At 69.7% G+C, this 20,613-nt stretch carries 21 protein-coding genes; 10 read left to right on the forward strand and 11 right to left on the reverse strand.

Annotation, left to right across the window (positions count from 1 at the left end; genetic code table 11):
• Positions 1-30: 30 nt before the first annotated feature.
• Positions 31-1,374, reverse strand: coding sequence for an LLM class flavin-dependent oxidoreductase (locus AAFN86_RS18080; protein WP_347544818.1), 1,344 nt, complete (start codon positions 1,372-1,374; stop codon positions 31-33).
• Positions 1,375-1,490: 116 nt separating this feature from the next.
• Here AAFN86_RS18080 and AAFN86_RS18085 point away from each other — a divergent pair, with 116 nt between their 5' ends.
• A complete protein-coding gene (locus tag AAFN86_RS18085; RefSeq protein WP_347544820.1) occupies positions 1,491-2,210 on the forward strand; it encodes a carbonic anhydrase in 720 nt (239 codons plus the stop codon).
• A gap of 99 nt (positions 2,211-2,309) precedes the next feature.
• Here the strand turns inward: AAFN86_RS18085 and AAFN86_RS18090 are convergent, their stop codons facing one another.
• Positions 2,310-3,284 carry a tripartite tricarboxylate transporter substrate binding protein gene (locus tag AAFN86_RS18090; protein ID WP_347544821.1) on the reverse strand — a complete coding sequence of 325 codons (975 nt, stop codon included), beginning with the start codon at positions 3,282-3,284 and terminating at the stop codon, positions 2,310-2,312.
• A gap of 107 nt (positions 3,285-3,391) precedes the next feature.
• On the opposite strand from AAFN86_RS18090, the gene AAFN86_RS18095 reads away from it, so the two are divergent.
• The gene (locus tag AAFN86_RS18095) at positions 3,392-3,820 is read left to right on the forward strand and encodes a DUF1810 domain-containing protein (RefSeq protein ID WP_347544822.1); all 429 of its coding nucleotides are present in this window, start codon (positions 3,392-3,394) and stop codon (positions 3,818-3,820) included.
• Between the two features lie 24 nt (positions 3,821-3,844).
• Here AAFN86_RS18095 and AAFN86_RS18100 read toward each other — a convergent pair whose 3' ends face one another.
• Positions 3,845-4,762, reverse strand: coding sequence for a thioesterase family protein (locus AAFN86_RS18100; protein WP_347544940.1), 918 nt, complete (start codon positions 4,760-4,762; stop codon positions 3,845-3,847).
• A 611-nt stretch (positions 4,763-5,373) separates the two neighbouring features.
• Between AAFN86_RS18100 and AAFN86_RS18105 the strand changes: the two genes are divergently transcribed.
• The 4 genes from AAFN86_RS18105 to AAFN86_RS18120 all read left to right on the forward strand — a co-directional run bounded on the left by AAFN86_RS18105 (position 5,374) and on the right by AAFN86_RS18120 (position 9,234).
• Positions 5,374-6,207 (forward strand): hypothetical protein, encoded by an 834-nt coding sequence (locus AAFN86_RS18105; RefSeq protein ID WP_347544824.1) that lies wholly within the window; start codon positions 5,374-5,376, stop codon positions 6,205-6,207.
• A 185-nt stretch (positions 6,208-6,392) separates the two neighbouring features.
• Positions 6,393-7,466: an LLM class flavin-dependent oxidoreductase gene (locus AAFN86_RS18110; RefSeq protein ID WP_347544825.1), complete on the forward strand. Its 1,074-nt coding sequence runs from the start codon at positions 6,393-6,395 to the stop codon at positions 7,464-7,466.
• Positions 7,467-7,531: 65 nt separating this feature from the next.
• Positions 7,532-7,804, forward strand: coding sequence for a hypothetical protein (locus AAFN86_RS18115; protein ID WP_347544826.1), 273 nt, complete (start codon positions 7,532-7,534; stop codon positions 7,802-7,804).
• Positions 7,805-8,217: 413 nt separating this feature from the next.
• The gene (locus AAFN86_RS18120; RefSeq protein ID WP_347544827.1) at positions 8,218-9,234 is read left to right on the forward strand and encodes a hypothetical protein; all 1,017 of its coding nucleotides are present in this window, start codon (positions 8,218-8,220) and stop codon (positions 9,232-9,234) included.
• A 76-nt stretch (positions 9,235-9,310) separates the two neighbouring features.
• On the opposite strand, the gene AAFN86_RS18125 is transcribed toward AAFN86_RS18120, so the two are convergent.
• The 8 genes from AAFN86_RS18125 to tpiA all read right to left on the reverse strand — a co-directional run bounded on the left by AAFN86_RS18125 (position 9,311) and on the right by tpiA (position 14,886).
• Positions 9,311-9,613 carry a hypothetical protein gene (locus AAFN86_RS18125; protein WP_347544829.1) on the reverse strand — a complete coding sequence of 101 codons (303 nt, stop codon included), beginning with the start codon at positions 9,611-9,613 and terminating at the stop codon, positions 9,311-9,313.
• A gap of 400 nt (positions 9,614-10,013) precedes the next feature.
• Entirely contained in the window at positions 10,014-10,313 is a 300-nt protein-coding gene (locus AAFN86_RS18130; protein ID WP_347544830.1) for a hypothetical protein, read from the reverse strand.
• Between the two features lie 261 nt (positions 10,314-10,574).
• A complete protein-coding gene (locus AAFN86_RS18135) occupies positions 10,575-10,817 on the reverse strand; it encodes a hypothetical protein (RefSeq protein WP_347544831.1) in 243 nt (80 codons plus the stop codon).
• Positions 10,814-11,017, reverse strand: a complete 204-nt coding sequence (locus AAFN86_RS18140) for a hypothetical protein (protein WP_347544832.1) — start codon at positions 11,015-11,017, stop codon at positions 10,814-10,816. The genes AAFN86_RS18135 and AAFN86_RS18140 overlap by 4 nt, the downstream gene beginning before the upstream one ends.
• A 5-nt stretch (positions 11,018-11,022) precedes the next feature.
• The gene (kdsA, locus tag AAFN86_RS18145; protein ID WP_347544833.1) at positions 11,023-11,844 is read right to left on the reverse strand and encodes a 3-deoxy-8-phosphooctulonate synthase; all 822 of its coding nucleotides are present in this window, start codon (positions 11,842-11,844) and stop codon (positions 11,023-11,025) included.
• Positions 11,845-12,081: 237 nt separating this feature from the next.
• Positions 12,082-13,716, reverse strand: coding sequence for a CTP synthase (locus tag AAFN86_RS18150; RefSeq protein ID WP_347544834.1), 1,635 nt, complete (start codon positions 13,714-13,716; stop codon positions 12,082-12,084).
• Positions 13,717-13,806: 90 nt separating this feature from the next.
• The gene (gene secG / locus AAFN86_RS18155) at positions 13,807-14,130 is read right to left on the reverse strand and encodes a preprotein translocase subunit SecG (RefSeq protein WP_347544835.1); all 324 of its coding nucleotides are present in this window, start codon (positions 14,128-14,130) and stop codon (positions 13,807-13,809) included.
• Between the two features lie 36 nt (positions 14,131-14,166).
• Entirely contained in the window at positions 14,167-14,886 is a 720-nt protein-coding gene (gene tpiA, locus AAFN86_RS18160) for a triose-phosphate isomerase (RefSeq protein WP_347544941.1), read from the reverse strand.
• Positions 14,887-15,206: 320 nt separating this feature from the next.
• On the opposite strand from tpiA, the gene AAFN86_RS18165 reads away from it, so the two are divergent.
• From AAFN86_RS18165 to trpE, 4 genes are all read left to right on the forward strand, one after another.
• Positions 15,207-16,130, forward strand: coding sequence for an ABC transporter ATP-binding protein (locus tag AAFN86_RS18165; protein ID WP_347544837.1), 924 nt, complete (start codon positions 15,207-15,209; stop codon positions 16,128-16,130).
• Positions 16,130-16,900: an ABC transporter permease gene (locus AAFN86_RS18170; RefSeq protein ID WP_347544838.1), complete on the forward strand. Its 771-nt coding sequence runs from the start codon at positions 16,130-16,132 to the stop codon at positions 16,898-16,900. The genes AAFN86_RS18165 and AAFN86_RS18170 overlap by 1 nt, the downstream gene beginning before the upstream one ends.
• A gap of 305 nt (positions 16,901-17,205) precedes the next feature.
• Entirely contained in the window at positions 17,206-19,098 is a 1,893-nt protein-coding gene (locus AAFN86_RS18175; RefSeq protein ID WP_347544839.1) for a peptidyl-prolyl cis-trans isomerase, read from the forward strand.
• Positions 19,095-20,609, forward strand: coding sequence for an anthranilate synthase component I (trpE, locus tag AAFN86_RS18180; protein WP_347544840.1), 1,515 nt, complete (start codon positions 19,095-19,097; stop codon positions 20,607-20,609). The genes AAFN86_RS18175 and trpE overlap by 4 nt, the downstream gene beginning before the upstream one ends.
• Positions 20,610-20,613 lie beyond the last annotated feature (4 nt).

Raw genomic sequence — 20,613 nt, forward strand, 5'->3', positions numbered from 1 at the left:
AAACGTAGCGTGATGAGACGCCGCGGCAAGTCAGCGGGCGACGGCCGCCGCCGGATGGGGTGCCACCAGCCGCGGCCCGGTACCGAACAACTTCTCCCGATAGGTGCCGGGCGCGTAGCCCCGCTTGTAGCGTCCGCGCTCCTGCAGGGCAGGCACGAGCAGCGTCACCACATCCTCCAGGCATTCGGGGATAACGGTGCGCGAGAGGTTGAAGCCATCGATGTCGGCGTCCTCCACCCAGCCGATCAGCGCTTCGGCAACGTCCTCCACGCTTCCCACGATCGGCGGCTGCCGGCTGCCCAGGATCATCCGGTCGACCAACGCCCGCTTGGTCGCGCGCGGGGCGGCGGCCCGCAGTGCCTCGACATTCGACCGGATCGCCTCAGAGGTCGTGGGCAATTCGTCGTCCATGCCGAATGCCGCCAGGTCGATCCCGAGCGAGGCGGAGGCGTGGACCAGCGCGGCTTCCACGCTCACGTGGCGCCGATATTCCTCCAGCCTGTCCCGCGCCTCGGCCGTGGTGCGGCCGACGATCAGCGTCGCGCCCATGAAGGCCCGGATCGGCCGCCCCGCCGCGCGCTTGCGCAGATCCGCCACCAGCGCGGCCACATGCGGCTTCGGCCCGCCATTGATGAACACGCATTCCGCATGCGTCGCCGCGAATTGCCGCCCGCGATCCGACGCGCCGGCCTGGTACAGCACCGGCGTGCGTTGGGGCGATGGCTCCACCAGATGCGGCGCATCCAGCCGGTACTGCCGCCCGTCATGACGGATGCGCGAAACCCGCGCGGCGTCCGCATACACACCGCTCGCCTTGTCCCGCTTCACCGCATCGGCGGCCCAGGATTCCTCCCACAGCCGATAGACGACGCCCATGAACTCATCCGCCATGCCGTAGCGGTCGTCATGCGCCATCTGCCGGTCGAGCCCCATCGCCCGCGCCGCACTGTCCAGATACCCGGTGACGATGTTCCACCCGATCCGCCCGCGCGTCAGGTGATCAAGGGTCGAGAAGCGCCGCGCCAGCAGCGCCGGCGGCTCCCACGCCAAATTCACCGTCACGCCGAAACCCAGATGCCGCGTCACCGCCGCCATCGCCGGCACCAGCAGCATCGGGTCCAGCAGCGGGATCTGCACGCCATGCCGCACGGCCGCATCCTGGCTGCCGCCATGCACGTCGTAGACGCCGAGCACATCGGCCAGGAACAAACCGTCGAACAGGCCGCGCTCCAGCAGCCGCGCCAGGTCCATCCAATGATCGAGCGACAGGTAGTCCAGCGCCCGGTCGCGCGGATGCGTCCACAATCCCTGCTGGATATGGCCGACGCAGGCCATGTCGAAGGCGTTAAGGCGGATTTCACGCTGTGCTGTCATGCATCCCAGGGTGCGCGGCAGCCCCCCGATCCGCAATGGCGGGCGGCTGGTTCATTCACCCCAATGGTGCGACGCTGCCGCCGCAGAAGATGGACGCCATCCACAGGAGCCAGCCCATGTGCCTCGCCTGCCCTCCCGTCACGCTCGACAGACGCGGCCTGCTGGCCGCCGGCGCCGCCCTGTTCGCCTGCGCGGCCATCCCTTCGGCGCAGGCACAAGGCACCCGCCCTGCCCCGACGCCGGCCCGGCCCGACACCCCTGACGCGGCACTCCGCGCCCTGGTGGAAGGCAACGCCCGCTACGCGTCGAACCGGCCCCGCACACGGGACCTCTCGGCCGGGCGTGCCGCCCGGGCCCGCGGCCAGGCACCCTTCGCCTCCATCCTCGGCTGCGCGGATTCACGCGTCGCACCCGAACTCGCCTTCGACCAGAACCCGGGCGACCTGTTCGTCGTGCGAGTGGCAGGCAACTTCGTCACGCCGGAAGGTCTGGGCAGCCTGGAATTCGGCTCCGCCGTGCTGGGGTCGAAACTCATCCTGGTGCTCGGCCACACGAGCTGCGGCGCGGTGGATGCGACGGTTGCCGCCCTGCGGCAGGGCAACAACCTGCCCGGCAGCATCGCGCGGCTGGTCACGGCCATGAAGCCGGGCATCGAGCCCGCCCTGGCGGAGACCGGCGGCGACGTGACGCGACGCGCGCTGGTCTCGAACGTTCGGCACAATGTCCGCGCGCTGGAAACGGCAACGCCCATCCTGTCGGACCTCGTCGCGCGTGGGGCGCTGGCGGTGAAGGGCGGGATCTACGACCTGGCGACGGGGCGGGTGGAACTGGTCTGACGGAAGGAAGGGCGGGGGAGTGAACTCCCCCGAGCCCCCTCCTTTTTCTGTCTGTCGGCAGCGCGCTTCGGTGCGACGGGAACGCCCATCCGGCGACGCTCAGTTTTCGGGGCGGAAGCCGCTGTAGCGCACGATCGAAGCCCAGTCGGCACGCTCCTGGCGAATACGGTCGGCAAAGGCCGCCGGGGATGCCGAGACGGTCGGCGCATATTCCAGGCGATCCAGCGCGGCAACCATCTCGGGCGTTGCGGCGGCGGCGACGATGGCCCCGTGCAGCGCGCGGACCACGGCATCCGGAGTGCCCGCCGGCAGCAGCACCCCGAACCATTCATCCTTGTTCAGATCAGGCTGGTCCAGTTCCGCGAAGGTCGGGACCGCAGGGAAGCGCGGGTTCCGCGCCGGGGACGACACCGCCAGCATGCGCAGCCCCTCCCCCTGTTGCGGCGAGACGTCGCCCAGCACGCCGATGAAGCAGGCCAGCCGGCCCGCGATCAGTTCCTGCACCGCCGGCGCGGCGCCGCGGAACGGGACATGCGTCATCTCGATCCCCGCCTTGCGCGCCAGCATGATGCCCATGAAGTGCGGCGCCGATCCCGCCGCCGGGGACGCCCAGGGCAACTCCCGCCCCTGCGCCTTCGCCCAGGCGATCCAGCCCGCCAAGTCCTGCGCCGGATGATCCTTCGGCACGGCGAAGGCGAAGGGATAGGAACACACGGTCGAGACCGGGATCAGGTCGACCAGCGCGTCGTAGCGCACCTCCCGGGGGAATACATGCGGCTGCAGGGTCAGCATCGACGCCGGCGTCTGCAGCCAGGTCGTCCCGTCCGGCTCCGCACCCTTGACGAATTCCACCGCGATCCGCCCGGCCGCGCCGACCCGCCCATCCACCACGACCTGCGGCGCGAAGGTCCCGCGCAGCTTCTCGGCATAAAGCCGCGCGACGACATCCGACGACCCGCCAGGCGGGAAGCCAATCACCACCCGCGCCGGGCGCTGCAGGGTCTGGGCATGGGCCGGAAGGGCGAGCACGGCAGGCAGCGCAAGCGCGGCTCGGCGATGGATGGATATTTTCATTCTGTGTTTCCTCCGGGACTGTAGGTGTAGCCGAGCCGCGACGGTATTTGGAGAGGGATGCACGCGCCCGGTCACGCCCGAACGGCGCATCGCGCTATGCTGCGTCCATGGACGATCCCTTCGACCTCGAACGCTTCATGCAGGCACAGGCCCCGGTGATGGCGGCGGTGCGGGACGAACTGCGCGCCGGGCGGAAGCGCACGCACTGGATGTGGTTCGTCTTCCCGCAACTGCGCGCCCTGGGCCACAGCGCCATGGCGCAGCGCTACGGCATCGCATCGCTGGCCGAGGCGCAAGCTTATCTGGCGCATCCGGTGCTGGGCCCGCGGCTGGTCGAATGCACCAGCCTCGTCTGCGCCGTGCGGGGCCGCACGATCTTCCAGATCCTCGGTAGTCCGGACGACATGAAGTTCCGCTCCTGCATGACGCTGTTCGCCGCCGCCGATCCGGCGGCGACGCAGTTCACCCAGGCGCTGCAGATTTTCTGCGCGGGATCGCCCGACCCGCAGACCTTGGCCCTGCTCGGCGCGGGCTGACCCCAGCGCGCTGCCAGACCTCCGCTAAAGCCCCAGCCCGGGCACCAGTAGCGCTTCCAGCGCCGTGCGGCGTTCCGGCGGTATGGCCACCGCCTTGCGCGCCTTGAGGTCGAAGGCGATGCCCACCGCCTCGGCCGCCGCGACCACGGCGCCGGTCTCGCCGTCATGGACCAGGTGGGTCCAGGTAGTGGTCTTCTCGCCCAACGCCTTCAGCCCGCTGCACACGGTCAGCAATTGTCCGGCGTGCAGCGGGCGGAACTGCACCACGCGGTATTCCAGCGCGGCGGAACCCATCCCTTCCTCCTTGATGCCGAGCCCGGTGCCGCGGTTGCGCAGGTTCGGCACGCCATCCCAGATCCGGGCAATGATGACATCCGGACGCATCACGCCGCTGGTGTCGCATTCATGCGGGCGGATGGCGCCGCGATAACCCTCGGTCAGGCCCATCGCCCGGGCCGCGGCGCGGTCCGGCAGCGGCGGCGGCGAATCGAAGCCAAGGCCGCGCGGCCCGGCATGGTCGGGCAGCACGACCAGCATCGCATCGGTCGCGAGCGCCACCGGCAGCGGCGCCAGCCCGCCTGCCGGTCCCGCCCAGGCGCCGAGGTCCGTCACCAGCGTCGCCGCTGGCGCATCCGTCGCGCTGTTGCGAATTTCGACCACCGTGCGCAGCCGATCCGCGCTGGCTCGCACGATGCCGCCGCGGATGGTGAAGGGCGTGCCGGGCGACATCTCGCGCAGGAAGCGCAGATGCTGGTCCACCACCGCGAGCCGGCCCCGCGAGGGCGGCAACCCTGCCTCCAACAGCAGCCAATCGAGTGCATCCGCCGTGCGCGCGACGTAATGGCGCACATTCATGTGCCCCATCACGTCGCATTCTTCCTGTTGTACACTGCCTTTGCCGATGATGATCATTATCTGGTCCACACTTTGGTCCACATTCATCCCGACCCTGGGGGTGTCCACGGCGGCTCACCAGGGTGGGGCGGCGGGGGACGGCTGGGAAGTGGGCGGTGGCTCAGTCGGGTCGGGTGGCGTCATCGGGTCGGCGGTGCGGTCATTCGCATGACTACGCATGAATAAGACGTACGGGAGCGTCGCTGGCGGCGTTAAGGGGTTTGCGGCTGGTCGGGTCGGGTCGAGCGGTCGCAACGGCACTGGCGCGCGGCTGTGCGAGGCGGGCGGCGCGCGCTGTGACCAGTCGCGGATGGCGCTGGTGGTGGCTAACGTGAATGGTGATGGCGGTCGGCGGTCCTGTGCGGGCGCACGGTGCCAATGGACAGTCCGGCCGCCCCCGAGCGATCCTGTTCAGCACTCTGTTGGACATGAGGGATATGTCGCATTCCCCGCAACACGCACGCGCGTCCGCATTTGCGCTGATTTTTGGCGCGGTGCTTGGGACCTCCTGCGCCGTCGCGCAGCCAGGAGCGAGGACGTCCCAACGGATCTCGGAGTGCGGGTTCCGCGTCGTTCTCCCGTCCGGATCGGGCGAACCCGATCTAAGCGCTGACCAAATTCTGGACACAGCGGCTGCTGTCGGACGGCGGACCGGCGCGGTGACAATCACTGGGACTTATTCGCCCGCCGAACGTGAAAACAACATCCGAGACCTTGAAGCTGTTGCGACGCTGAATGGCCAGCGGGTGCGCGGGCTGCTGCTGTCCCGGGGCGTATCTCCGGAAACGATCCTGCTCAACCGCTTGCCGAGCCATCCGCCGGACGGAACTGACAGTGGGGCCTACCTCCACGTTTGCGCGCGGGATCGGAACGTCGACGGAGGCTGGCGAGACCAGCCGCTCGATCCTGCGATGCTCGTTCCCGTCAGGATCGGCACGGCAGTCTTGCAGGTGCCCATCGCAAACCTTGGCCCCTACGCCTGGAACAACGTCCCTGTTGGCGAAACCCGGCTCGGCGATTTTTATCTCGATCTATCAGGCGATCCAGCGAGCTTCGTCGAGGCCATGTCGCGGTGTCGGTTGCAGCGCTCGGAACCGCTCTGTGAGCGCGTCACGAACGTTCAGGTTCGGCGGCCGTTGCGTTGGTCGGATGACAGTTCGCGTTACGACGCCCCGACGGCGGGCCCGGCTCCCCACTGGCAGCGGAACCCTTACCTTGGAGGACAGCGCATCTTTTTGACGCGCGCATGGGTCGAGGGCGACAATACCGTCGCCGCGCTGACCTGTGAGACGCCGCGGCCACAGCCAGCAGATAGTCCATTCCTCGACCATGCCCGCGGCCGGCTGACATGCTCGGCGCGACTACGGCTCGTGCCAGATCGAGTAGACGCAAACTTCTCATTTTTCGCGGTAGACGTGTCGGAGGCCGAGGTCTTCATGGCAAACGCGCGGCGGGCCCTCCGGCAATTTGCGGCCGATCAGACGGCTCGTTAGCCCTGCACGACCCGCCACCTGATTGGCAGTGCGATGCAGCCGTGCCCGCACGAAGGTGCACACCTTGCCGGCGGGTAAGGCGAGCCAAGGCGCCGGTCCTGTCAGCCGACGGGCAAACCAGGCGCCCTTGCGGGCGGCTGCCTTCGCGGGAACCATGCCCCCAGGGAAGCCAAGGAAACCAACCAATGGATGTCGGCCTGTTCTGCCTCATGGGCTATCGCACGCGCGGCACGCCGACTGCCGCGATCTACGATGACGCCGTCGCGCAGGTGAAGGCCGCCGAGCAGGCCGGCTTCGCCATCGCCTGGTTCGCAGAACATCACTTCAGCAACTACTGCGTCTGTCCGTCGCCCCTGATGATGGTGGCGCGCATGGCCGGCGAAACCTCGCGCATCCGGCTCGGCTCCGGCGTGGTGATCGTGCCGCTGTACCACCCGTCGCGGCTGATCGCCGAGATCGGCATGATCGATTCGCTGACCCATGGGCGGCTCGTCCTCGGCATCGGCTCCGGCTACCAGCCCTTCGAATTCGAACGCTTCGGCCAGGACCTGGCGGAAGCCCCGGCCCGGCTGCTGGAAGTGATGGGCATGATGGAGACGGCCTTCGGCGCCGAAACCTTCGCCCACCAGGGCGCGCACTACAGCATGCCGACGGCGCACATCGCCCCGCGCCCGGTGCGCGGCCTGCCGGACATCTACGTCGCCGGAGACAATCCCGACCTCCATCGCTATGCCGCCGAGCGCGATTGCGTGGTGATGGTCACGCCACGCCACTTCACGCCCGCGATGCTCGCGACTGCGCGCGCACGATTCGAGGCGATCCGCGCCGCCGCCGGCCGCACGCCCGACACGCTGCGCTTTGGTGCGATGCGCCCCTTCTGCGTCACCGACGATCGCGCCGAGGCGATGGAATTCCTCGAGAATGTCCGCTGGCAGATCCGCCTGTCCCAGTCCCTTCGCCGACGCGAGCAGGAGATGGATGGCGGCATGCTGGTCGAGAAGACCTGGGAGGGCGAGCCGAGCCTCGAGGAGATGGGATCGCACATGCTGGTCGGTGACGCCGCGACCGTCGCATCCCGTATGGCCGCCGAGATTCGCGCGGCGAATCCCTGCCACTACCTGCTGCAGGCCCAGGTTGCGAACATGGCGCCGGCGACCGCGCTGCGGTCGATCGCGGCCTGGCAGGGCGCGGTGAAGCCGCTGCTCGAACGCGAATTCGGCCCGCTGGAGCGGATTGGCCTGCCGGCCGCCGCCGCCTGACCGCCGGCCGGGGTGCTTGACCCGCGCAGGCCGGATTTGCCACCGTCATACCCGTGGGGATCCTGGTGAATGTCCGTGCCGGGGATGACGACACGCTCTGGGCCGTCGTGGCGACGGTAGGGCGGCGCAGCCGTGTGGCGGAGGTATTCCGGTCCCGCGCCCAGGCGCTGGATGACCGCGCCTGGCGCGACCAGCAGGTCAAGGCCTATGCCGATTGGCTGGTACGCGCGAAGCAGCCAGTCCCGCATTATTCCGTGGCGCCGATCCGCCGGTCCGACCTGCCGCGGAAATGGACCCCGCTGCCGGCACTGGGCTTCCTGCGCGGGCAGATGATCTAGCACGTCAGACGTCGGGCCCGCCCTGTCGAAGACCGTGCGCGACCGATGGCGCCAAGCGCATGGCCCAAGGTGGGCTTGCAGGGTCGGGATCGGCGGCCGGCAAGGCTTCCGCGGCGCCGAGACATGGCGATGCTTGCGCGGACGTGTCCGATCATGCCTGAGGGGAACTGGGCGCGGGCGCGCCACGCCGCGCATCATCGTCGCCCGAAAAAGCGCCGCCAGATGCTGCGATCCGCTTGCGGGATGCGCTGGCGCACGGCACCGCCTGACGCCGGCATGCCAACCTTGGGTCGAACAGCGGCAACCACAGTCCGATCCTTGCGTTCAGGGACCGCGGACACCGCTGTTTCTGCGTTTGGTCGTCTCAAAAGCGCGGGTGTATCGTTCTGGACCAGTCACCGGAGGATCCTGTCTTGTCCAAACCGTTCCCCGGCCCACGGCCCGTGCGGCTCCACATTCCGGCGACCCTGGCCTGCGCATTGATGGTGAGTGCCTGCGCCGCCCAGCCTGGTGGCAACACCCTCGCCGCCGATGACGGCACCGATGCGTGTCGCCCGCAGGTCGAGCAGTTCGACCGCTCCGCCGCCTTCTTCGCCGCGCCGATCGTCGCCGGGGCCGCCGTGATCGGCGCCGGCGGCATCCTTGGCACCCGGCCGGGCATCATCGGCGGCCTGGTCTGGGCGGCCAGTTCCGCCGCCGCCGCCGTCACCGCCACCAGCTATCTCGAGGATCGCCAGCGCCGTGCGGCCGGCAATGCGGATGCCCTTGCCGCCACCGTTGCGACGGACATCGATCAGGAGAACAACGGCATCGCGCAGTCGCAGCAGGCATTGGACAGCGTTACCGATTGCCGTCTGCGCGAGGCCCGCCGGGTGCAGGAGGCCGCCCGCGCCGGCGAGATCCAGCGCCAGGTGGCCGAAGCGCGCCTTGCCGCGATGCGCCAGCAGGCCGAGCGCGACCTCGCGCAGAGCCGCCAGATCGAACAGCGCATCCAGGCGCGCGCGACCGAGATCGGCACGGGTGTCGCTGCCGTGGCTCCCGACGCACAGACCGCGGCCGCGCCCCGGCCAGCCCCCGTCACCGCCCGCGTGACCCGCCCCGTGCCGCTGCAGGCCGCGCCACTGCCCTCGGCCGCGCCGGTGGCAGAGGTGCCCGCGCGCGAGGCCGTGCAGATCGTGCCGACCCGCAACGAGGCCTTCGTCGCCGTGCAAACCCCGGCCGGCCAGCCGCTGGGCTATGCGCCGGCTTCAGCCTTCGCGATTCCTGCCTCCCAGACCCGCGCGATCGCCATGCCGGCCGTCGCGGGCGCCGGGGATGCGGCGCGGATGCGCACGCTGGTCGGGACCAACATCGCGCGGCGCGAGAATTTCGCGGCCTCGGTGAACGACCTGCAGCGCGCCGTCAGTTCGGGGTTCGAACTGGGAACATAGGTAGCAGCAGGAACGGCACGTCGCGCCGCGCGCCGCTGGCCGGCACATCCCGGCCAGCGCGCCGCAGATGCGGCCGTCAGATGAGTTCGGTGCGGCGGGCGAGATCGCGCTGGAGGCGCAGGCGGACGCCATTGCGGTCGCAGGGCGAGACGTAGCTGGCGGGCACGGCGGTCGCGATGGGCATGGGCGCGTTGCGCGGACGCGAAAACCCGGCAAGCCGGATATCGAGGCCGCCTGCGCCATGGTTGCGCATCACCTCGCCCCAATCACCGGCATGGGCGGTGACCATGGGGCCTGGCTCGTCACGCACCAGACGTACCATGTCGCCAGGCTCGAAGCGCGGCACCGGCGTGCCATCGAGCTGATACGTAATTCGCATCGGTCCTCCCGGCGGCATGGGTGCGGGGGCGTCCAGGACCACGCGGATGGATCCACCCGCACGGACATTCAGCCAGAACGCTGCGGCGGATCACCGGGGTGAATGGATGGCGATCCACGCCTCGACAGTCTGCGGGCAATCGGTGAAGGAATTGCTTACACCGGGGTCGCCAGGCGCGTGCCCTGATCTCCGGTCTGCCTGATCCTCGAACACCGATCGCACACCTCCGGACGCTTTGGCGCCCCGCCGCAACCGGTACTCCGGCGCGACGCGGCAGCAGCCTCGGCTCGGGTTGAGGGCTCGTGCCGCTGGCACACGCGCGGATACCGATCAGGTGGAATCACACGACCCAACGAAGGCATGGAGCAGGCGGCGTGAGCGAAGGCGAGCGGACCCTGCCCTAGGCGCGGGCCACGCGCCGCAGGTCACGCTGCAGCCCAAGGCTCAGCCCGGCGCGGTCGCAGGGCAGGACCAGCCGCGCGGGCACGCCGGTGACGTCGGGCAGGTCGCTGGTGCGCGGCCGCGAATGGCCGGCGAGGCGGATATCGAGACCTTCCACGCCGCGATTGCGCAGTACGCAATCCCACTCCCCGGCAAACGCCATTGGTAGGGGGCCCGGGTCATCGTGCAGGAGGCGCACGAAATCACCGGGCTCGTAGACCGGCACGGGCGTGCCGTCCGCGCGATAGCTGATCCGCATGCCGGCCCCGGTTTGCGCCATGAACCCCGCAGCGTCGCAGCAAGTGGGTGAAGGATTGTTTTATGTGCCCGGCCACGATCGTGAACCGCCGCCGACCATGGCGGACTTCAAGCGCAGGCTTGCGGGAGTCGGCGCCGGGTTCGCGTACGGAGCGCGGCGGCCGCCATGGCCGTTCTGAGCCCAGTCACAACCAACCCGATGCGCTGCCGAGGGGGCCAGGCCGGCAGCGGACGCTGCTGTGGGTGTCCCGCGCGTGCGTCGTCAGCCGCCATCGCCGGGCCGGCGGGCGGCCCAGAACAGCCAGGCGATCCAACCGAGGCCGCCGAGCACCAAGGCATGTGCACCCACCGCCGCCAGCACGATCTCCCACTGCCAGCCGGAGGCCTGCATCAGCCGAAGGGCGGCGGGCAGGGAAAACCAGAGGATCGCCGCCAGGGCGACCACCAGGATCGCGGCCGGCACCGGTCGGCGCGGCATCGGCGGCAGGCCAGGCGGGCGCGTCATTCGCCACCGCCGTCATCGCCGCCATCGACGCCATCGACGCCATCGACGCCGCCATCACTGCCGGTTGAACCAGCGGCAAGGGCCAGCGCGGTGCCGAAGATGCCGGTGACGACACCGCCCTCGCCCGGCCCCAGGCCGGCCAGGGACAGCCCGAGCAGCGGCACCGAGGCTGCCATGGCCCCCAGGCCGAGCCGCCGCACGACGGTCAGCCGGCCTTGGCCAAGGCGTCGAAGGCCTTGAGGCGGGCGATCAACGCCGGCATCTGGCGCAGCGGGATCATGTTCGGGCCATCGCTCGGCGCGTGGTCCGGGTCCTCATGCGTCTCGATGAACACGGCGGCGACGCCGACGGCGACGGCGGCACGGGCGAGCACCGGGGCGTATTCGCGCTGGCCGCCCGAGGAGGTCCCCTGCCCGCCCGGCTGCTGCACGGCGTGGGTCGCGTCCATCACCACGGGGTAGCCAGTCCCAGCCATGATGGGCAGGGAGCGCATGTCGGCGACCAGCGTGTTGTAGCCGAAGGACGCGCCGCGCTCACAGAGCAGGATGTTCTCGTTGCCCGTGCTGGCGATCTTCGCAGCGACGTTCTTCATGTCCCACGGGGCGAGGAACTGGCCCTTCTTCACGTTGATCGCGCGGCCGGTTTCACCGGCGGCGAGCAACAGGTCGGTCTGACGGCACAGGAAGGCCGGGATCTGCAGGACGTCCACCGCCTCGGCGGCCGGGGCGCAATGGTCGGGCAGGTGCACGTCGGTCAGGGTGGGCAGGCCGGTGCGCTCACGGACCTCGGCAAGGATGGCGAGGCCTTCGGCCATGCCGATGCCGCGCGCAGCGCTGACCGAGGTGCGGTTAGCCTTGTCGAACGATGATTTGTAGATCATCGGCACGCCGGCTGCCTTGGCCATCTCGGCGAGGGCGGCGGCGGTTTCCAGCGCGTGGGCGCGGCTTTCGATCTGGCAGGGGCCCGAGATGAAGACCAGCGGAAGGTCATTGCCGATGGTGACGGGGCCGATGGTGACGTGACGCATGGTGTGCTCCGGATGCGCTGGCCGCGCCGGGGTTCGCCGCGCCACACTGGATTTCAGCCCTGTATTCGGGTGTCACTTGCCGCCATTCGGTGCAAGGCGCCCTGACATTCTTCCTACAGCCCATCGTCGGGCTGGTCGGCAAGCGAAAACCGGTCCGCGCCAGGTCTTCGCGGTCCAGGGGGCCGCTGCCCCCTGGCGGGGAGGGTCCGGGAGGGGCGGCGCCCCTCCTGGCCATGTTCAGACCAACCGCGCCTGCTTCACCGCCGCCCCGACGAACCCCGCGAACAGTGGATGCGGGTCGAACGGCTTCGACTTCAGTTCCGGGTGGTACTGCACCCCGATGAACCAGGGATGGTCGGGATATTCCACGATCTCCGGCAGCACCCCGTCGGGCGACATCCCGGAGAAGCGCAGCCCGGCGCTTTCCAGCCGGTCCTTGTAGGCGACGTTCACCTCGTAGCGGTGGCGGTGGCGTTCCTCGATGGTGCCGGCTCCGTCATAGACGGCCCGCACCAGGGATCCGTCGCCGAGCACCGCCGGATAGGCGCCGAGGCGCATGGTGCCCCCGAGGTCGCCGGCCGCGGCCCGCTTCTCGATCTCGTTGCCGCGCAGCCATTCGGTCAGCAGGCCGACCACGGGTTCCGGGCAGGGGCCGAATTCGGTGGAAGACGCGCCCTTGATGTCGAGCAGATTCCGCGCCGCCTCGATCACCGCCATCTGCATGCCGAAGCAGATGCCGAAGAACGGGATCTTGCGCTCGCGGGCGAAGCGGACGGCTTCGATCTTGCCTTCCGAGCCGCGCTCGCCGAAGCCGCCGGGCACGAGGATGCCGTTCACCTTCTCCAGCCGGGTGACGGCGGCGCTGTCATTCTCGAAGATCTGGCTGTCCACCCAGTCGAGATTGACCTTCACGTTGTGGGCGATGCCGCCATGGGTCAGGGCTTCCGCCAGCGACTTATAAGCATCGAGCAGGTTGGTGTACTTGCCGACGACGGCGATGGTGACCTCGCCTTCCGGTTCCTTCACCGCATGGACGATGCGTTCCCAGCGCGACATGTCGGGCTCGCCATAGGCGGACATGCCGAACAGGCGAAGCACTTCCTGGTCGAGGCCTTCCGCGTGGTACTTCAGCGGCACCTCGTAGATGGTCTTGGCATCGAGGGCGGGGATGACGCTTTCGGGCCGGACGTTGCAGAACAGCGCAATCTTGCGGCGTTCATTCTCCGGGATCGGGCGGTCGGAGCGGCAGAGCAGGATCTGGGGCTGGATGCCCAGGCCGAGCAGTTCCTTCACGCTGTGCTGGGTCGGCTTGGTCTTCAATTCGCCCGCCGAGGCGATGTAGGGCACCAGCGTGAGGTGCATGAACAGGCTGCGCTGCGGGCCGAGTTCATTGGCCAGCTGACGCATGGCTTCGAGGAAGGGCAGGCTTTCGATGTCGCCGACGGTGCCGCCGATCTCGACCAGGATGAAGTCATAGCCGTCGGTCTCGGCCTGGATGACTTCCTTGATCTTGTCGGTGATGTGCGGAATGACCTGCACGGTGCCGCCGAGATAGTCCCCGCGCCGCTCCGCCGCGATCACATCCGAATAGATGCGCCCCGTGGTCCAGTTGTCGGGCTTGCGCGCCGCGACTCCGGTGAAGCGTTCGTAGTGACCGAGGTCGAGGTCGGTCTCGGCACCGTCGTCGGTGACGTAGACCTCGCCGTGCTGATACGGGGACATCGTCCCCGGATCGTAGTTGAGGTAGGGGTCCAGCTTGCGGAGCCGCACCTTGTAGCCGCGTGCCTGGAGCAACGCGCCGAGGGAGGCGGAAGCGATACCCTTGCCAAGCGAGGAGACCACGCCGCCGGTGATGAATACGAACCGGGCCATGGGCGGCCTCCATAACAAGCCGCGCGCGGTCCCGCTACCTGCGGTTTGCGCAGGGCGGCCACGCGGCGGGACGTGGTTGAAAAGACTGGCTTAGTTGTTCGGCACGGCCGGCAGCGCGGGAACCGCGGGTGCGGCCGGGGCGCTGGTCGCGGGCGGCGAATCGAGAATCGAGCGCGACTGCATCGACGAACCGCGGTTCAGCAGCGCCAGGGCCAGCGCCAGCACGAAGAAGGCGGTGCCCATGATGGCGGTGCCACGCGTCAGCAGGTTCGCCGTGCCGCGCCCGCCCATGAAGGAGCCCATCCCCTGGGAGGAGCCGATGCCCAGGCCCCCGCCCTCGCTGCGCTGGAGCAGCACGAGGCCGATCAGGGTCAGGGTGACGAACAGGTGGAGGACGAGCAGGACGGTGGTCATGGTGGCGCGCTTCTACAGCAAGGGCGGGCCGGGGGGCTACCCCGCCGCGCGGGCGATGGCCAGGAAATCCTCGGCGATGAGGCTCGCACCCCCCACCAGGGCGCCGTCGACATGCGGCAAGGCGAGGATCGCCGCCGCGTTGGCCGGCTTGACCGAGCCGCCGTAAAGCAGGCGCGTGTCCGGCCCGACTGCCTGGCGCAGGGCGGCGTGAATGGCGGCGATGTCGGCCTCGGTGGGCGTCTTGCCGGTGCCGATGGCCCAGACGGGTTCATAGGCGACGATGCCGCCGGCCTCGGCGAAGCCGTCCGGCAGGCTGCCGGCGACCTGGGCGCGGACCACCGCTTCCGCCTGCCCGGCCTCGCGCTGGGCAAGGGTTTCGCCGACGCAGATGACGGGCGTCAGGCCGGCGGCGATGGCGGCGGCGCCCTTGGCCTTCACCACCACGTCGGTTTCGCCGTGGCCGGCGCGGCGTTCGGAATGGCCGAGGATGACATGGGTGGCGCCGCAGTCGCGCAGCATCGGCGCGGCGACGTCGCCGGTATGGGCCCCCTGGACCGCCGGGTGGCAGTCCTGGGCGCCGACCGCGACAGGCTGGCCGAGCAGGCTCATCGCCACGGCCTGGATATAGGGAAAGGGCGGGCAGACCAGGAGTTCGGCGGCGAGATCGTCGGCGCCGGCGCGGACGGATTCGGCCAGTGCGACGGAGGCGCGCAGCGAACCGTGCATCTTCCAGTTCCCGGCGATCAGCGGGCGCAGTCCTGGCGTCACGGCGATGTCTCCCCCTTGCTTGCGAGGATTGCGGTTAGCGGCGGGGGGCGGGACTGTCCATGGGGGTGGGACGCCGCAGGGCCGGCACGGCGGGCAATCGCGACCAGGCGATCCTTGCGCCGGGCGGACGCCGCATCACATCAGGGCAGGTCGCGTTTGCGGCATGGGCAGGATCGCCTGCCCGCCCGGCCTCGTTCAGCCAGGATCGACCGCGCGGGACGCATCATCGAAATCGCCGCCGCCCAGCCATGCCGCCGCATTCGTGCGCCGGCCAGCCATGGCGCGAGGTGGCCATCAGAGCAGAGGCAATGTCGGCAATCCTTTCCATTTCCGGTGTCGAAAAGCACTATGAGACGGGCCTGACCGCGCTGGGGGGCGTCGATCTGGAGGTCAGGCGGGGGGAAATCTTCGCCCTGCTCGGCCCGAACGGGGCCGGCAAGACGACGCTGATCAGCATCGTCTGCGGGACCGTCACCATGTCCGCGGGCACGGTGCGCGTCGCCGGTCATGACATCGTGACTGATTTCCGCGCGACGCGGTCCGCCATCGGCCTCGTGCCGCAGGAGATCGCGCTCGATATCTTTGCAACCGTCTGGAACACGGTGCAGTTCAGCCGCGGCCTGTTCGGCCGCGCACCCGATCCCGCCTATCTCGAGCAGCTGCTGCGCGACCTGTCTCTGTGGGACAAGCGCCACAGCAAGACCATCGAGCTGTCGGGCGGCATGAAGCGGCGGGTCATGATCGCCAAGGCGCTGAGCCACGAGCCCGACCTGCTGTTCCTCGACGAACCGACCGCGGGCGTCGACGTGAACCTGCGCCGCGACATGTGGGCGCTGGTGCGCAAGCTGCGCGACCGCGGCGTGACCATCGTGCTGACCACCCATTACATCGAGGAGGCGGAGGAGATGGCGGACCGCGTCGGCGTCATCGACAAGGGGCGCATCCTGCTGGTCGAGGATACCGCGGCGCTGATGGAGAAGATGGGCAAGCGCCGACTGATGCTGGTGCTGCAGCACCCCTTGGCGGCGATCCCGGCGGAGCTCCAGGCCTGGCCGCTGGAGCTGCAGGCCGAGGGGCACCGGCTGCTGTATACCTTCGACGCCCATGCGGAAGGCACCGGCATCCCCGCATTGCTCAAGCGTCTCGGCGAGCTCGGTATCGACATCACGGATCTGGAAACCACGCGCAGTTCGCTGGAGGAGATCTTCGTCAGCCTGGTGGAGCGCGGCTGATGCGCGGGATCAATCACCACGGGATGTGGGCGATCTATCGCACCGAGATGCAGCGCGCCTGGCGGACCGTGTGGCAGAGCATCGCCACGCCGGTGATCACCACGGCGCTGTATTTCGTCGTGTTCGGCGCGGCGATCGGGTCGCACATGCAGCAGATGGGCGGGGTGGATTACGGCGCCTTCATCGTGCCCGGGCTGATGATGCTGACCATCCTGACGCAGAGCATCTCGAACGCGTCGATCGCCATCTACTTCCCGAAATTCACCGGTACGCTGTTCGAGATCCTGTCCGCACCGCTTTCCGCCTTCGAGGCGGTGATCGCCTATGTCGGGGCCGCCGCGACCAAATCGGTCGGCATCGGGTTGATCATCCTGCTGACGGCGACCTTCTTCGTGGATCTCCAGATTCGCCATCCGTTCTGGATGCTGGCCTTCCTGGTGATCACCTCGGTCGCCTTCAGCCTGTTCGGCTTCATCATCGGCATCTGGGCCAGGAGCTTCGAGCAGCTCGCGATCATCCCCTCCCTGGTGATGACGCCGCTGACCTTTCTGGGCGGCGCCTTCTACTCGATCGACATGCTGGCGCAGCCCTGGCGGACGATCAGCCTGTTCAACCCGGTGGTCTACCTGGTCAGCGGCTTCCGCTGGAGCTTCCACGGGGTGGGGGATGTCAGCGTGGCGGCGAGCCTCGCCTTCATGGCGGGCTTCATGGCGATCTGCCTGCGCATCCTGTGGTGGATGTTCCGCACGGGGTATCGGCTGAAGCCGTAGGGCGGATTGCATCCGGGGGGACCGTAACAGGACGCAGGGCCGCGCCGGTACGGCAATGCGTTCGAGCACGCGCCGGGGGCGCGTACAGGCGCGGCCCGGTTAGGCCTCGCCAAAGCGGGCGGGCGGGCCGCACATCGCCCCGGCCGGGCATCGACCTAGCCTGGCCGGCGTCCGCCCGCGCGGGCCTGGCTGCGCCCTCGACGCCGCGTTGCATAGGGTGGTGGGGGCCGATGGCCGGCGGTCCGGGGCCGATCCTCGCCGCCGCCCCTTCCGTCCCGCCCCCACCCCGGCTAAGCACGCGCCCCATGCTGACCGCAATGCGCCGCCTCGCCGGCACCTGGTTCGCCAGGCTTCTCTTCCTGCTCCTCGTTGCGTCCTTCGCCATCTGGGGGATCGAGGATGTCGTGCGCAATTTCGGCCGCGACAGCGCCGTGGTGCGCGTGGGCGACAGCGCGATCGAATTGCCCGAGGCCCAGATGGCCGCGCGGCGGGAGATGGCGCGGATTGCCCGGCAGCTCGGCAACCGCTTCGAACCGGATGACAATATCCGCCGCGCGGTGGGCGCCACGGCCCTAGAACGCCTGATCGGCGAACGCGTGCTGCGCCAGGAAGCCCAGCGCATGGGCATCGTCGCGCCGGCCGATGTGGTGCGCGATTCGGTATTCGCCATTCCCGGCCTGCGCGGGCTGGATGGCAGCTTCTCCCGCCAGGTGTTCGACAGTTTCCTGCGCGGCAATGAACTGTCCGAGGGACAGTTCCTGCAGATCGTGGCCGATGACGTGCTGCGCCAGCAGTTGCTCGGCGCCGTCCGGGCGGGCTCGGCAGGCCCCGATGCGATGACCGGGCCGCTGCTCGCCTGGGCGCTGCAGCGCCGAACGGCCGAGGTGGTGCGGGTTGCCCGTGCCGACATGCCCGAGCCGGAGGCGCCGACCGAGACGCAGTTGCGGCGGTATCAGGAGAACAACGCGGCGCGCTTCTCCTCGCCCGAATACCGGGAGGCATCGGTGCTGGTGCTCTCGCCCGAGACGCTGGCCGGCGAGGTCGCGGTGAGCGATGCCGATCTGGAGCAGGCCTATGAGGCGCGGCGCGCCGCCTTCGGGACCCCCGAGCGGCGCGCGCTGGAACAGGCCGTGGTGCCGAATGAGGCGGCCGCGCGCGCGATCGCCGAGGCGTGGCGCGGCGGGGCGGATCTTGCGGCGATCGAGGCGCAGGCGCGGGCGGCCGATGGCGGGGCGGCCGATCTCGGGCTGCTGGACCGGGCGGCGCTGCCGATCGCCGATGTCGCGGCGGCCGCTTTCTCGGCCGAGCCGGGCGCGGTGACAGATCCGGTGCGCAGCGCCTTCGGCTGGCATGTGCTGAAGGTTGCGCGGGTGGAGCCGGCGACGCAGCGCAGCCTCGCCGAGGTGCGCGACCAGCTGCGGCGCGAGGTGGCGCATGATCGCGCCCTCGACGTCGCCTATGAGCGTGCCAACCGGGTCGAGGATGCGTTGGCCGGCGGTGCCTCGCTGGCCGAGGTGGGCACGCGGTTCTCCCTGCCGATCGTGGCCGCGACACTAGATGCCAATGGGCGCGACCAGGCCAATGCGGTGGTGGCGCTGCCGATCGCCGAGGCGCAGCGCGCCGACCTGCTGCGCGCGGTCTTCGCCGCGCGGCAGGGCGATGCGCCGCGCATGACCGAGATGGGCGACGCCTTCGTCGCCATCGAGGTTCGCGGCGTGGTGCCGCCCGCGCTGCGGCCGTTCGAGAGCGTGGAGGATGCGCTGCGCACCGCCTATGTCGCCGATGCGCGCCGGCGCGCGGCCGAGGAGAAGGCCGCCGGTCTGCTGGCCGCGGTGCGTGGCGGCAAGACGCTGGCCGAAGCGGCGGCCGAGGCCGGGCTGACCGGCGAGGCGATGGGCCCCTTCACCCGCGACCCGGCGCTGGCCGGAACCGTGCCGCAGGAGCTCATCGCGCCGCTGTTCGAGACGAAGCGGGGCGAGGCGACCATGGCCGAGACGCGCGATGGTTTCGCCGTGGCGCAGGTGACCGGTATCGTCCCCTTCGACCCGGCGAGCGACGCGGCAGCACTCGGGCGGGTGCGGACCGAGATCGAGCAATCCATGCAGGAAGAACTCGAACAGCAATTCGCCGCGGCGCTGCGGGCGCGGTCGAATGTGCGGGTGAACACCCAGATGCTGGAACAGGTGACCGGGCGATGAGCGGAACGTCCTTGGCACAGGCGCGCGCGGCGCTGGAAGCCGGGCATGGTACGGTGCTGGTGCGGGAACGGGTGGCCGACCTCGACACGCCGGTCGGCGCCTTCCTGAAGCTGACCGGCGGGGCGCAGGCCAATGCCTTCCTGCTGGAATCGATCGAAGGCGGGGCCGCGCGCGGTCGGTATTCCGGCATCGGCCTGGCGCCGGACCTGGTGTGGCGCTGCCGCGGCGGCAAGGCCGAGATCAACCGCCACGCGTTGTCGGCGCCGCATGCTTTCGAGCCCGAAGCCGGCCCGGCGATGGACAGCCTGCGCCGCGTAATCGCGGCGGCGCGCATGCCGGTGCCGCCGGGGCTGCCGCCGATGGCGGCGGGGCTGTTCGGCTATCTCGGCTACGACATGGTGCGGCTGATCGAGAAGCTGCCCGAGACCAACCCTGACGTGCTCGGCATTCCCGATGCGGTGCTGACGCGGCCCACGCTGATGGCGGTGTTCGACCATGTGCGGGACACGCTGACGCTGTGCGCGCCGGTCTGGCCGGGCGGCGAACCCGGTGCGGCGCTGGAAGCGGCCGAGGCACGGCTGGATGAGGCGGAAGCGGCGCTCGACCGCCCGGTGCCGCGCGCGGCACCGCCAGCGGTATTGCCGCGGCTCGGCGAACCCGAGAGCAACTTCACCGAGGCCGGCTACATCGCCGCAGTCGAGCGCGCGAAGGAATACATCCGCGCCGGCGACGTGTTCCAGGTGGTGCCGGCGCAGCGCTTCTCGGTGCCCTTCGCGCTGCCGCCCTTCTCGCTGTACCGCGCCTTGCGCCGGATAAATCCCGCGCCCTTCCTGGTGTTCGGGGATTTCGGCGGTTTCTCGGTGGTCGCCGCGAGCCCCGAGATCCTGGTGCGCTGCCGCGACAACACGGTGACCGTCCGCCCGCTCGCCGGCACGCGCCGCCGCGGCGCGACGCCGGAGGAAGACCGCGCGTTGGAGATCGAGTTGCTCGCCGATCCGAAGGAACGGGCGGAGCATCTGATGCTGCTCGACCTCGGCCGCAACGATGTGGGCCGGGTGGCCGCCATAGGGTCGGTGAAGGTGACGGCGCAGTTCCAGATCGAACGCTATTCGCAGGTCATGCATATCGGGTCGGAGGTGCAGGGGCGGCTGCGCGACGGGCTCGATGCGCTCGATGCCTATTGCGCCGGCTTCCCGGCGGGCACGCTGACCGGCGCGCCGAAGATCCGGGCGATGGAGATCATCGAGGAACTGGAGCCATCGCGACGCGGGCTCTACGCCGGCGGGATCGGGTATTTCGGTGCCGATGGCGGCATGGATACCTGCATCGCGCTGCGCACGGCGCTGGTGAAGGACGGCGTGATGCACGTCCAGGCCGGTGCGGGCGTGGTCGCCGATTCCGACCCGAAGTCGGAATACGAGGAGACGAAGCAGAAGGCGCGCGCGCTGTTCCGCGCGGCGGAGGAAGCGGTGCGCTTCGCCGCCGGACGGCGGGAGCGCGGCAATGCTTGAACGT

Origin of the sequence: Roseomonas sp. CAU 1739 (assembly GCF_039839775.1) — a bacterium.
Classification (GTDB): Bacteria; Pseudomonadota; Alphaproteobacteria; order Acetobacterales; family Acetobacteraceae; genus Neoroseomonas.

Bases quoted from the DNA above. Each gene is read 5' to 3' on its own strand.
- AAFN86_RS18080 (WP_347544818.1), bottom strand. From the start codon at position 1,374: ATGACAGCACAGCGTGAAATCCGCCTTAACGCCTTCGACATGGCCTGC.
- AAFN86_RS18085 (WP_347544820.1), top strand. From the start codon at position 1,491: ATGTGCCTCGCCTGCCCTCCCGTCACGCTCGACAGACGCGGCCTGCTG.
- AAFN86_RS18090 (WP_347544821.1), bottom strand. From the start codon at position 3,284: ATGAAAATATCCATCCATCGCCGAGCCGCGCTTGCGCTGCCTGCCGTG.
- AAFN86_RS18095 (WP_347544822.1), top strand. From the start codon at position 3,392: ATGGACGATCCCTTCGACCTCGAACGCTTCATGCAGGCACAGGCCCCG.
- AAFN86_RS18100 (WP_347544940.1), bottom strand. From the start codon at position 4,762: ATGAATGTGGACCAAAGTGTGGACCAGATAATGATCATCATCGGCAAA.
- AAFN86_RS18110 (WP_347544825.1), top strand. From the start codon at position 6,393: ATGGATGTCGGCCTGTTCTGCCTCATGGGCTATCGCACGCGCGGCACG.
- AAFN86_RS18125 (WP_347544829.1), bottom strand. From the start codon at position 9,613: ATGCGAATTACGTATCAGCTCGATGGCACGCCGGTGCCGCGCTTCGAG.
- AAFN86_RS18130 (WP_347544830.1), bottom strand. From the start codon at position 10,313: ATGCGGATCAGCTATCGCGCGGACGGCACGCCCGTGCCGGTCTACGAG.
- AAFN86_RS18135 (WP_347544831.1), bottom strand. From the start codon at position 10,817: ATGACGCGCCCGCCTGGCCTGCCGCCGATGCCGCGCCGACCGGTGCCG.
- kdsA (WP_347544833.1), bottom strand. From the start codon at position 11,844: ATGCGTCACGTCACCATCGGCCCCGTCACCATCGGCAATGACCTTCCG.
- AAFN86_RS18150 (WP_347544834.1), bottom strand. From the start codon at position 13,716: ATGGCCCGGTTCGTATTCATCACCGGCGGCGTGGTCTCCTCGCTTGGC.
- secG (WP_347544835.1), bottom strand. From the start codon at position 14,130: ATGACCACCGTCCTGCTCGTCCTCCACCTGTTCGTCACCCTGACCCTG.
- AAFN86_RS18165 (WP_347544837.1), top strand. From the start codon at position 15,207: ATGTCGGCAATCCTTTCCATTTCCGGTGTCGAAAAGCACTATGAGACG.
- AAFN86_RS18170 (WP_347544838.1), top strand. From the start codon at position 16,130: ATGCGCGGGATCAATCACCACGGGATGTGGGCGATCTATCGCACCGAG.
- AAFN86_RS18175 (WP_347544839.1), top strand. From the start codon at position 17,206: ATGCTGACCGCAATGCGCCGCCTCGCCGGCACCTGGTTCGCCAGGCTT.
- trpE (WP_347544840.1), top strand. From the start codon at position 19,095: ATGAGCGGAACGTCCTTGGCACAGGCGCGCGCGGCGCTGGAAGCCGGG.